A 10,055-nucleotide genomic window follows, 5' to 3' on the forward strand; every position below is an offset into this window, starting at 1 on the left:
AGCGTGGTCAGACCAAGAGTCTCCGGAGGAAGCCCGAACTGTAACCGGGAAGGTGGGGCCGGAAATGGGGAAAGTCCCCGATGTGCGCCGCAGTAGAGTGGTGAAAGGCTCAGGGGACGTTCGGCGCGCCGGTGGTCGGCGGAGTTCTGGTGGCGAATTCGGGGGAATTGCACATGAGTGTCGTCGATGAACAACTCCATTCGGCTGCGCGAGCCGCGGCGGCGGGGGATCGGGGGTCCGTTGAGGCCGCTGTCGACGTGTTGTGGCCGCGTGTGGTGCGTTATTGCCGGGCGCGTTCGGCCGAGTCCGCCGCGCATGACGCCTGCCTGGCGGTGGCCCGCGACCTACCGCGCCTTGCCCGACGGGAGCATCCGCTGCAGGAGATCTACCGCGTGATCCGGCGTGTGGTGGCGCAGGGGGGACACATCACCGCCGCGGCGGCTGAGGGTCCGCTGCAGAGCCTGGAACCGATTGCGCGCGAGATCGTTACATTGCGGTTGATCGACGGGCTCTCCGTGCCCGACACCGCAGGGGTGCTCGGTCTGCCCGTGGGCCGTGTTCTCGTCGTTCAGCACCGTGCGCTCCGCACGCTGCACGGGCAGACCGGGTGATCGGTCTTCGTCACCGGCTGGAGAGCACGCAGAACTCGTTCCCTTCGGGATCGGCGAGAACAACCCAACTCTGTTCGCCCTGACCGACATCCGCATGCCGGGCTCCGAGAGACAGGAGTCGCTTCACCTCGGCTTGCTGGTCTTCGGGACGGAAGTCGAGATGCAGGCGGTTCGGGATCTGTTTCGGTTCGGGTACCTGGACGAAGAGAATCTCCGGGTGACTCTCGGGCGACTCCCGAATGTGGACGTCGCCATCGGCATCGGTGACGTAGCCCCAGCCCAGGGCTGCGGCCCACCACTGTCCCAGCCGGGTGGGGTCGACGGCATCGACCACCAGGGCTTCCCAATCCAGTGCCATCGATCAACGGTACCGGCAACTCCGCAGGGTGCGCGGTCGATCGTTCCACTCCGAGGTGCGCGCGAAACGTCAATGCCGCCCGTGTGCCTGCAGTGTGTCGAGGTATTTGCGAGCCCTACCGGACTGCAGCTGAAATAGGCTGAAGTCGAGCGCCGGAGCACCCGGAGTTCCGATCCACGGAGGAGTGCCGCCGATGCGTGACGTGCTGGCAGATCTGATGCCCATCTGGGAATCCGGTGGAACGGCCGGAGTCGGAACGGTGGTCCGTACATTCCGGTCCGCGCCGCGGCAGCCGGGCGCATCGATGGTCGTCGCATCCGACGGTACCGTCGCAGGTTCGGTGTCGGGTGGGTGCGTGGAGGGCGCCGTCTACGAACTGGCCACCGAGGTGGCGGCCTCAGGAGTTCCGGCGCTGCAACGGTACGGCGTCAGTGACGACGACGCGTTCTCCGTCGGCCTCACCTGCGGCGGAATCATCGACATCTTCGTAGAGGCAGTGTCCCGTCGCACGTTCCCCGAATTGGGGAAGGTTGCAGCAGACGTCGAGCACCAGCGCCCCGTCGCCGTGGCCACCGTGGTGTCCCACCCGGACGCCGCATGGGTGGGCCGGAGGCTGGTGGTGCGTCCGGACGATGCCCTCGGCTCACTGGGCTCGCCCCGCGCCGACGCCGCGGTCACCGACGATGTTCGGGGACTCCTCGCGGCCGGGCGAACCGAGGTGCTGACATACGGTCCGGACGGGCAACGGCTCGGGGAGGGAATGGAGATCTTTGTCGCGAGTTATGCCCCGCGACCACGCATGCTGGTGTTCGGCGCCATCGACTTCGCAGCGGCGGTGGCCCGGCAGGGGGCGTTCCTGGGATACCGGGTGACCGTGTGCGACGCGCGGCCCGTGTTCGCGACGAGGGCGCGGTTCCCGACCGCGGACGAGGTGATCGTCGATTGGCCACACCGGTACCTCGCCGCGCAGGTCGAGGCGCGGGCAATCGACTCGCGAACGGTGGTCTGCGTGCTCACCCACGACCCCAAGTTCGATGTTCCGCTTCTGGAGCTGGCTCTGCGCCTGCCCGACATCGCGTTCGTCGGGGCGATGGGATCGCGAAGAACCGACCTCGATCGTCGTGCCCGACTGCGCGAGGCCGGGCTCTCCGACAGCGAGCTCGAGGGATTGTCGAGCCCAATCGGCCTGGACATCGGGGCCCGTACACCGGAGGAGACGGCGGTGTCGATCGCGGCCGAGATCATCGCCCGACGGTGGGGCGGATGTGGACGTCCGCTGGCCGAGTCGAGTGGGCGGATCCACCATGAGGAATCCGCCGCCGCCCCGGTGGACTGAGGCTGTGCGTACTTGACGGACGACCGAAAGTTGCGCAGGCTGAGAGCATCCACGGTCTGTGAGGCAGGTCACAATGCAGGTACCAGGACCTTTCGAGTACGAACGCGCAACCGGAGTCGACGACGCCATCGCTCTGCTGGACCGGCTGGGTGAGGAGGCCCGTCTTGTGGCGGGCGGCCACAGCCTGCTGCCGATGATGAAATTGCGACTTGCGAACCCCGAGTTCCTGATCGACATCAACGACCTCGAGGGCGAACTCGGGTACATCACGATGGAGCCGGCGCTGGTCCGGATCGGGGCGATGACGCGACACCGAAGACTCCTCGAATCCGACGACCTCGCGGCGGTGTTCCCGATCTTCCGTGATGCCGAATGGGTGATCGCCGATCCGATCGTGCGTAACCGCGGAACGATCGGCGGATCTCTGTGCCAGGCCGATCCGGCCGAAGATCTGGGGACGGTCTGCAGAGTCCTCGGTGCCACGTGCGTGGTGCGCGGGCCCGGTGGCGTCCGCGAGATTCCGATCGAGGAGGTGTCGGTCGGTCCGTACGAGACCTCGCTGGCCCATAACGAGATACTCACCGAGATCACGATTCCGCGGCGAGATCACAGTGCGAGCGCCTACGCCAAGGTGGAACGCCGTGCGGGGGACTGGGCGGTGACCGCCGCGGGCGCAGCCGTGACGGTGGAGGGCGGTGAGTTCGTGCGGGCTGCCGTCGGGTTGACTGCTGTCGATTCGGATCCTGCCGGCCTCTCCGCCGTGTCCGACTATCTGGTCGGGCGGCCTCCGTCGGAGGAGGCGTTCATCCAGGCGGGCCGTCTGGCCGCGCAGGCGTGCTCGCCCGTCGGGGACGTGCGCGGCACCGTGGACTACAAGCGCCATCTGGCGTCCGAACTGACGACGCGCACTCTCCGCACGGCAGTGGACCGGGTGTTGCGCGCCGACGTCGAACACCAGCCGACCGGAGGAGCATGACCATGCAGGTCAACATGACCGTCAACGGAGAAGACGTGAGCGCGGACGTGGAACCGCGCATGCTGCTGGTGCATTTCCTGCGGGATCAGCTGGGGTTGACCGGCACCCACTGGGGCTGCGACACCAGTAACTGCGGAACCTGTGTGGTCACGGTGGACGACGATCCGGTGAAGTCGTGCACCATGCTGGCGGCGATGGCGAGCGGGCACCGCGTGCGCACCGTCGAGGGCCTCGAACAGGACGGCGAACTCGATCCCATCCAGGAGGGGTTCATGCAGTGCCACGGTCTGCAGTGCGGGTTCTGCACTCCGGGCATGATGATGACGGCGCGTGCACTGCTCGACCGGGTGGACGATCCCGACGAGGACACCATCCGCGAAGCCATTTCCGGGCAGATCTGCCGCTGCACCGGGTACACCACGATCGTGCGTTCGATCCAGTGGGCGGCGGAGCACCGCCACGGCAAGGTGGCGGTCCCCGAACCTGCCGGCGACTTCGACGCCGAAGTGCAGGAAGAGAAGACACACGGCGCCGAGGGTGCGCCGATGACCGTGACCGAGAACGTAGGTAGCACGTCATGACCACCGTCGAATCCCGTCCCGAAGACACAGACCTCGTCGACAACGACAAGAAGCCGTGCGGCCACGGTCGGATGCTGCGCAAGGAGGATCCCCGGTTCATCAGGGGCCTGGGCAACTACGTCGACGACGTTCAGCTTCCCGGCATGCTGCACCTCGCGATTCTGCGCTCACCCGTCGCGCACGCGCGCATCGTCAGTATCGATGTCACGGCGGCGCAGGAACATCCGAAGGTGAAGGCGGTGGTGACGGGCGCCGACCTTGCCGAGAAGAACCTCGCCTGGATGCCCACCCTGTCGAACGACGTGCAGGCGGTGCTGGCCACCGACAAGGTCCGGTTCCAGGGGCAGGAAGTGGCATTCGTCGTGGCCGAGGACCGCTATTCGGCCAGGGATGCGCTGGAACTGATCGACGTCGAATACGACATGATCGATCCCGTCGTCGACGTCCGCACGGCTCTGTCGCCGGACGCGCCGGTGATCCGCACCGATCTCGAGGGCAAGAAGGACAATCACTGTTTCGACTGGGAGACCGGCGACGCCGCCGCCACCGAGGCCGTGTTCGCGAAGGCGGACGTGGTGGTGAAACAGGAGATGGTCTATCCGCGTGTGCATCCCGCGCCGATGGAGACGTGCGGTGCTGTCGCGGACGTCGACCGGGTGTCCGGCAAGCTCACGCTGTGGTCGACGAGCCAGGCACCGCACGCACACCGGACCTTGTACGCGTTGGTGGCGGGCATCCCGGAACACAAGATCCGGGTGATCTCCCCGGACATCGGTGGCGGATTCGGCAACAAGGTTCCGATCTATCCGGGGTACGTGTGCGCGATCGTAGCGTCCCTGGTGCTCGGCAAGCCGGTGAAGTGGATGGAGGATCGCAGCGAGAACCTCATGAGCACCAGTTTCGCCCGCGACTACATCATGGTGGGCGAGATCGCCGCCACCGCGGAGGGCAGGATCCTCGCGATCCGGACCAACGTGCTCGCCGATCATGGCGCCTTCAACGGGGTCGCCTCCCCGGTGAAGTATCCGGCCGGATTCTTCGGTGTCTTCACCGGCAGCTACGACATCGAAGCGGCGTACTGCAAGATGACGTCGGTCTATACGAACAAGGCGCCGGGCGGCGTCGCGTATGCGTGCTCGTTCCGTATCACCGAGGCCGTCTATCTCGTGGAACGGCTCGTCAACTGCCTGGCGTTCGACCTGAAGATGGATCCGGCCGAGCTGCGGCTGAAAAACCTGCTGAAGCCGGATCAGTTTCCGTACACCAGCAAGACCGGCTGGGTGTACGACTCGGGTGACTACGCGACGACGATGCGCAAGGCCATGGACATGATCGGCTACGAGCAGTTGCGGCAGGAGCAACGCGAGCGGCGCGAACGCGGAGAGCTGATGGGAATCGGCATTTCGTTCTTCACCGAAGCCGTCGGTGCCGGCCCGCGCAAGGACATGGACATTCTCGGTCTGGGCATGGCCGACGGCTGCGAACTCCGGGTGCATCCCACCGGCAAGGCCGTGGTGCGGCTGTCGGTGCAGACGCAGGGACAGGGCCACGAGACGACGTTCGCGCAGATCATCGCGGAGGAACTCGGGATTCCCCCGGAAGACATCGACGTGGTGCACGGCGACACCGACAACACCCCGTTCGGTCTCGGGACGTACGGCAGCCGGTCCACGCCGGTATCCGGAGCAGCGGCCGCACTGGTGGCCCGGAAGGTGCGGGACAAGGCGAAGATCATCGCGTCCGGGATGCTCGAGGCGTCTGTTGCCGACCTGGAATGGGAGAAGGGTTCGTTCCACATCAAAGGCGATCCCTCGGCGTCCGTCACCATTCAGGACATCGCCATGCGGGCCCACGGTGCGGGCGATCTGCCGGAGGGAATCGAGGGCGGACTCGACGCCGAGATCTGCTACAACCCGTCGAACCTCACCTACCCCTACGGTGCGTACTTCTGCATCGTCGACATCGATCCCGGAACCGCCGTGGTGAAGGTGCGCCGGTTCCTCGCCGTCGACGACTGTGGAACGCGCATCAATCCCATGATCATCGAGGGACAGGTGCACGGTGGTATCACCGAAGGAATCGGCATGGCCCTGATGCAGATGATCGGCTTCGACGAGGACGGCAACTGTCTCGGGGGGTCACTGATGGACTACCTGATTCCGACCGCGCTCGAGGTGCCGCACCTCGAGACCGGGTTCACCGTCACGCCATCGCCGCATCACCCGATCGGTGCGAAAGGAATCGGCGAATCCGCGACGGTCGGCTCCCCGCCGGCGGTGGTGAACGCCGTCGTCGACGCGTTGGCGCCGTTCGGGGTGCGGCACGCCGACATGCCACTCACCCCGTCGCGGGTGTGGGAAGCGATGCAGGGCCGGGCGACGCCGCCGATCTGATCTCACCTCATCCCGACCGACAGGAACGCCGATGGACATGAAAGAGCGTGCGGCGCAGTTGCTGCGAGACCGCAGGCCCTTCGTTCACGCCACCGTGGTGCGCGCGCAGCCGCCCACGTCCACGCGCACGGGCGACGAGGCGATTCTGCTGCAGGACGGCACGATCGAGGGTTTCGTGGGCGGCCAGTGCGCCCAGAACTCGGTGCGCAAGGCGGCTCTGGACGCACTGCAGACCAACGAGTCGGTGTTGCTGCGGGTGCTGCCGGACGGCGCGGTGCACTTTCCGGACACACCCGGAGCGGAGGTCGTGGTGAATCCGTGCCTGTCCGCGGGCGCCATGGAGATCTTTCTCGAACCGCAACTGCCGGCACCGCTGCTGCGAATCAGCGGTTCGACTCCGATCGCGGAAGCACTGGAGGGGATGGCTGCGATGTCCGGTTTCGTCGTGGAGCGCGACGGCGACCCGGAACATCTCGACGAAACCACGGCGATCGTGATCGCCAGCCACGGCGGTCCGGAGGGCGACATGATCCGGGGGGCACTCGACGCCGGTGTCGGCTACATCGGACTCGTCGCCAGCAAAGCCCGGGGTGCGTCGATACTCGGCCCGCTCGAACTGACGGAAACCGAACGCGCGCGCGTCCACACCCCCGTCGGCCTGGACATCGGAGCCAGGACCGCCGCCGAGATCGCCGTGTCCATCGTCGCCGAACTGGTGACGGCCATCCGCCGCGAAGGATTGCGGGCACCCGATGCGCGTGAGCCGAGCGCGCCGCCGGACCCGGTGCGAACCGCCGTCGACCCGGTGTGTGGCATGACCGTCACGGTAGGGCCCGACGCCGTGCATCTGCGGATCGACGATCAGGACTTCTGGTTCTGCTGCGAGGGATGCCGGACATCGTTCGCGGAGGCGAGAAGTGGGGGCTGAAGCGGTATTCGAGGACATTCCGGACGTGGTGCGCCGCTTCGACGCCCAGGACTACCTCCTCGATCTCGGCACCGCGTCGGCGCTGTACCTTGCCACCGCATTGCGACGCCCCCTTCTGCTGGAAGGCGAACCGGGTGTCGGCAAGACCACCGCTGCCAAGGCGCTCGCGACGGTACTCGGTGCACCGTTGATCCGGTTGCAGTGCTATGAGGGGCTCACCGTCAACGAGGCCCTCTACGACTGGAACTACCAGCGTCAACTGCTCGCCATCCGGCTCGCCGAGTCACACGGTGAAGGGTTGACGGAGGCCGACCTGTTCACCGAGGACTTCCTCATCGAGCGGCCGATCCTGCGTTGCGTGCGGTATCGCGGACCCACCCCGCCCGTGCTGCTCATCGACGAAATCGACCGTTCCGACGACGAATTCGAGGCCCTGCTGCTCGAGTTTCTCGGCGAGGCCTCGGTCACGGTCCCCGAACTGGGCACGTTCACCGCCGAGCCCCCGCCCATCGTGGTACTGACCTCGAATCGGAGCCGCGACCTTCACGACGCCCTGCGCCGCCGGTGCCTGTACCACTGGATCGACTACCCGGAGTTGCCACGTGCGGTGGCAATCGTCCGCCGAACCGTCCCATCGGCCACCACCGCCCTGATCGAGCACGCAGCCCAATTCGTGCACCGGGCGCGGGAACTCGACCTGGACAAAGCACCCGGTATCGCCGAGGCGATCGACTGGGTATCCGCGCTCGCGGCCCTCGGCGTCGGCGATCTCGTGCGCGACGACGCCGCGTCCAGCCTGAGCGCACTCGCGAAAACCCCGGACGATCGTACGATCATCTCGGATGCATTCACCGAGTACGCGAACCGTCTGTCGGCGGAGACAACCGGATCAGCCGGGTCGGGATGAGAGGGCAACCACATGAAAATCGCCAACGAATTCACCGTCAGCGCACCGATCGAGCGGGCGTGGAGCGTGCTGACGGACCTCGAGGAAGTGGCGCCGCTGCTGCCGGGCGCCCGGATGACCGGACGGGAGGGCGACAACTACCTGGGCACGGTGAAGGTGAAGGTCGGGCCCGTGACGAGTGAGTTCAAGGGCAAGGCCGCGTTTCTCGAACTCGACCAGACCGACCACCGGGCGGTGATCGATGCCAGCGGTCGTGACTCGCGGGGGTCGGGCAACGCGTCCGCGACCATCACCGCCCAGCTCCACGAACACGGCGCGGGTACCCGGGTCACAGTCGACACGGACATGAAGATCGTCGGCAAGCTGGCGCAGTTCGGCAGTGGAATGCTCCAGCAGGTGTCGGAGAAGCTGCTCGGTCAGTTCGCGGACTCGTTGGAGGCCAAGTTGTCCGGCAAGACCGTCGGTGAGGTGACGGCCGTCCCGGTGAGCGGCGCCGAGACCGAGGGGCTCGCCGCACTCCAGGCCACACCGCAGGCATCACCCGAGCAGCCGGCGATCGATCTCCTCGAGCTCGCGGGTGTGGGTCAATGGAAGCGATACGCGCCCGTGGTCTTCGCCGTCATCGCCTTCGTGGTGGTCTTGGTGATCGCGGGCCGCAGAAGGCGATGAAATCTGCGGGACTGTTCCGGGGCGTGGACCTTGCCGCCTTTGCGGTGGCCCTCGTCGCCCGTTTGCGAGCGGGCGGCATCGCCGTCTCGGCGAGCGGCCCGGTCGTGTTCGTCGAGGCGTTGCGGCTGAGCGCACCCACCTCGCGACAGCGGCTGTACTGGGCCGCGCGGCTGACCCTCGTCAATCGTTCCGAGGACCTCGGGGCGTTCGACCGCGCGTTCTCGGCGGTGTTCGACGACGTGGCGGTGTGGCTCGATCCCACGGCGGAGAGTCGTTCGGGCACGGAGTCGGTATTCGCCGCTGTCCGAGACGCCCGCGATCGGCACAACACCGTCGAGGGAGGGGGAGTGCCGTGGGTGACCCGTCCCGCAGTGACCGGTGGGCGTGATCATCCCGAGGCAGACGACGATGCTGCCGTGATGCTGCCGGACACACTGCCCAGCCGCCTCACAGCGCGAGCGGATGAACCCTTCGCCCGGTTCGACGCGCAGGACCTCCGGTTGCTCGGGGAGTCGCTGGAACGCGCGGTCGCCGCGTGGCCGCATCGCCGCACTCGACGCCGCGAAGCGCATCATCGGGGACGGCGAATCGATCTGCGCGCGACGATGAACCGTTCACGGGCCACAGGATGGGAACCGGCGGTTCTCGTGCGAACCCGGGCAAGGGATCGTCCGCGCCGAATCGTGATGCTGTGCGACGTGAGCCGGTCCATGCAGCCCTATTCGGCTGTCTACCTCCACCTTATGAGGGCTGCGGTGCAGCATCAGACGGCGGGACGACCCGAGGTGTTCGCGTTTTCCACATCGCTGACCAGACTCACAGCCGTGCTGTCCCATCGCAGCGCCGAGGCCGCGATCGCCAAGGCGAACGAGAAGGTGGTGGACAGATTCGGCGGCACCCACATCGCGGGCAGTCTCGCCGAACTGCTGTCCTCACCGCACGGAAACGCGTTGCGCGGCGCCGTCGTTCTCATCGCATCCGACGGCTGGGACAGTGACGACCCCGCCGATCTCGCGCGTGCTCTCACCCGGATCCGCCGCCGAGCGCATCGGGTGATCTGGCTCAATCCGCGCGCGGGTGGACCCGGCTTTGCGCCCCTGGCCGGGTCCATGGCCGCAGCGCTGCCGTTCTGCGACGCCGTCCTGCCCGCCCATTCGCTCACCGCAGTGCGAGAGGTGTTCGACGTGATGGGTGACGAGCGAGCCGGCCGGTGACGTGCGCCGTCGCCCAATGTCACCCCTGCGCCGTCGCCCGATCTCACCCTGCGCCGTCGCCCAATGTCACAGTGGTTCAGTT

Annotated in this window: 10 protein-coding genes; 9 read left to right on the plus strand and 1 reads right to left on the minus strand. The window is 66.9% G+C overall.

What is annotated here, in order from left to right; genetic code table 11:
• Positions 1–173 precede the first annotated feature (173 nt).
• Positions 174–611 carry a sigma factor-like helix-turn-helix DNA-binding protein gene (locus tag WAW17_RS18620; RefSeq protein ID WP_422334413.1) on the plus strand — a complete coding sequence of 146 codons (438 nt, stop codon included), beginning with the start codon at positions 174–176 and terminating at the stop codon, positions 609–611.
• Positions 612–621: 10 nt separating this feature from the next.
• Here WAW17_RS18620 and WAW17_RS18625 read toward each other — a convergent pair whose 3' ends face one another.
• Positions 622–969 carry a VOC family protein gene (locus WAW17_RS18625; protein WP_422334414.1) on the minus strand — a complete coding sequence of 116 codons (348 nt, stop codon included), beginning with the start codon at positions 967–969 and terminating at the stop codon, positions 622–624.
• Positions 970–1,162: 193 nt separating this feature from the next.
• Between WAW17_RS18625 and WAW17_RS18630 the strand changes: the two genes are divergently transcribed.
• The 8 genes from WAW17_RS18630 (at position 1,163) to WAW17_RS18665 (ending at position 9,973) form a co-directional block, all read left to right on the plus strand.
• The gene (locus WAW17_RS18630; RefSeq protein ID WP_422334415.1) at positions 1,163–2,305 is read left to right on the plus strand and encodes an XdhC family protein; all 1,143 of its coding nucleotides are present in this window, start codon (positions 1,163–1,165) and stop codon (positions 2,303–2,305) included.
• Positions 2,306–2,378: 73 nt separating this feature from the next.
• Positions 2,379–3,281, plus strand: a complete 903-nt coding sequence (locus WAW17_RS18635; RefSeq protein WP_422334416.1) for an FAD binding domain-containing protein — start codon at positions 2,379–2,381, stop codon at positions 3,279–3,281.
• 2 nt (positions 3,282–3,283) lie between these two features.
• Positions 3,284–3,862 (plus strand): (2Fe-2S)-binding protein, encoded by a 579-nt coding sequence (locus WAW17_RS18640; RefSeq protein WP_422334422.1) that lies wholly within the window; start codon positions 3,284–3,286, stop codon positions 3,860–3,862.
• Positions 3,859–6,255 carry an aerobic carbon-monoxide dehydrogenase large subunit gene (locus tag WAW17_RS18645; RefSeq protein ID WP_422334417.1) on the plus strand — a complete coding sequence of 799 codons (2,397 nt, stop codon included), beginning with the start codon at positions 3,859–3,861 and terminating at the stop codon, positions 6,253–6,255. Before WAW17_RS18640 ends, WAW17_RS18645 begins: the two co-directional genes overlap by 4 nt.
• Positions 6,256–6,286: 31 nt before the next feature.
• On the plus strand, positions 6,287–7,183 hold the full coding sequence (locus WAW17_RS18650) for an XdhC family protein (RefSeq protein WP_422334418.1): 897 nt from the start codon (positions 6,287–6,289) through the stop codon (positions 7,181–7,183).
• On the plus strand, positions 7,173–8,090 hold the full coding sequence (locus tag WAW17_RS18655) for an AAA family ATPase (RefSeq protein WP_422334419.1): 918 nt from the start codon (positions 7,173–7,175) through the stop codon (positions 8,088–8,090). The genes WAW17_RS18650 and WAW17_RS18655 overlap by 11 nt, the downstream gene beginning before the upstream one ends.
• Positions 8,091–8,102: 12 nt before the next feature.
• Positions 8,103–8,759 (plus strand): SRPBCC family protein, encoded by a 657-nt coding sequence (locus WAW17_RS18660; protein ID WP_422334420.1) that lies wholly within the window; start codon positions 8,103–8,105, stop codon positions 8,757–8,759.
• Positions 8,756–9,973: a vWA domain-containing protein gene (locus WAW17_RS18665; protein ID WP_422334421.1), complete on the plus strand. Its 1,218-nt coding sequence runs from the start codon at positions 8,756–8,758 to the stop codon at positions 9,971–9,973. Before WAW17_RS18660 ends, WAW17_RS18665 begins: the two co-directional genes overlap by 4 nt.
• Positions 9,974–10,055: the final 82 nt, after the last annotated feature.

Origin of the sequence: Rhodococcus sp. (in: high G+C Gram-positive bacteria) (assembly GCF_049286785.1) — a bacterium.
Classification (GTDB): Bacteria; Actinomycetota; Actinomycetes; order Mycobacteriales; family Mycobacteriaceae; genus Rhodococcus_F.

Bases quoted from the DNA above. Each gene is read 5' to 3' on its own strand.
- WAW17_RS18620 (WP_422334413.1), top strand. From the start codon at position 174: ATGAGTGTCGTCGATGAACAACTCCATTCGGCTGCGCGAGCCGCGGCG.
- WAW17_RS18625 (WP_422334414.1), bottom strand. From the start codon at position 969: ATGGCACTGGATTGGGAAGCCCTGGTGGTCGATGCCGTCGACCCCACC.
- WAW17_RS18630 (WP_422334415.1), top strand. From the start codon at position 1,163: ATGCGTGACGTGCTGGCAGATCTGATGCCCATCTGGGAATCCGGTGGA.
- WAW17_RS18635 (WP_422334416.1), top strand. From the start codon at position 2,379: ATGCAGGTACCAGGACCTTTCGAGTACGAACGCGCAACCGGAGTCGAC.
- WAW17_RS18640 (WP_422334422.1), top strand. From the start codon at position 3,284: ATGCAGGTCAACATGACCGTCAACGGAGAAGACGTGAGCGCGGACGTG.
- WAW17_RS18645 (WP_422334417.1), top strand. From the start codon at position 3,859: ATGACCACCGTCGAATCCCGTCCCGAAGACACAGACCTCGTCGACAAC.
- WAW17_RS18650 (WP_422334418.1), top strand. From the start codon at position 6,287: ATGGACATGAAAGAGCGTGCGGCGCAGTTGCTGCGAGACCGCAGGCCC.
- WAW17_RS18660 (WP_422334420.1), top strand. From the start codon at position 8,103: ATGAAAATCGCCAACGAATTCACCGTCAGCGCACCGATCGAGCGGGCG.
- WAW17_RS18665 (WP_422334421.1), top strand. From the start codon at position 8,756: ATGAAATCTGCGGGACTGTTCCGGGGCGTGGACCTTGCCGCCTTTGCG.